Below are 690 nucleotides of genomic sequence, written 5' to 3' on the forward strand. Positions count from 1 at the left end.
GCGCAGGCCTGCGTGCTGGCGCTCGATCCGCATGCGTCCGCCGCCGTGAACCTGCAGGGCTCGACCAACGTCTCGATGGACAATTGCGTGATCGCGGCGAACTCGGACGCGTCGGATTCCGTCAACAGGGGTGGTTCCGCACTGGTTTCGGCCGGCTGTGTCTCAACCGTCGGTGGCACCAGCGGGCTGTTGCCACCCAGCGCCAGTCTCGCCTGCGGAACGCCGCACGAACATAGGTACGCATCCTTTGATCCATTGGCCGACGTCGTTCCTCCCCCTTACACATTGTGTTTGCCTGTCCCGAACGGCAAAACCTACACGCTGTCGCCCGGCACTTATTGCGACAAGACATTATCGGGGAACATCACGCTTAATCCGGGCGTCTACATCATGCGCGGCACCACCATAAAGCCAGGGGGAAACGGCAGCCTGACTGGCCAGGGCGTGACCATTTTCCTCATGGAAAGCGCTCAGATCTACATAAATGCCAATGAGAAGGTGAACCTTTCCCCGCCCACCAGCGGCCCTTATGCTGGCATCACCATTTTCCAGGATCACGGCAACACGTCTGCCCTGACATTGAATGGTGGCGCAAATTCCGTGCTCAGCGGTTTCATCTACGCGCCGGACGCGCCCATTTCCTACGCCGGCAATTCTGATATGAGCGCCCAGGGCGACTGTCTCAGGCTC

1 pseudogene is annotated in these 690 nt (G+C 60.0%); it reads left to right on the plus strand.

The window, feature by feature from the left end:
* Nucleotides 1–12: 12 nt before the first annotated feature.
* Nucleotides 13–690 (plus strand): annotated as a pseudogene (locus tag EN969_RS33945) (pilus assembly protein); the annotation flags it as partial.

It is taken from the genome of Mesorhizobium sp. M7A.F.Ca.CA.003.01.2.1 (assembly GCF_003998945.1).
Lineage (GTDB): Bacteria > Pseudomonadota > Alphaproteobacteria > Rhizobiales > Rhizobiaceae > Mesorhizobium > Mesorhizobium ciceri.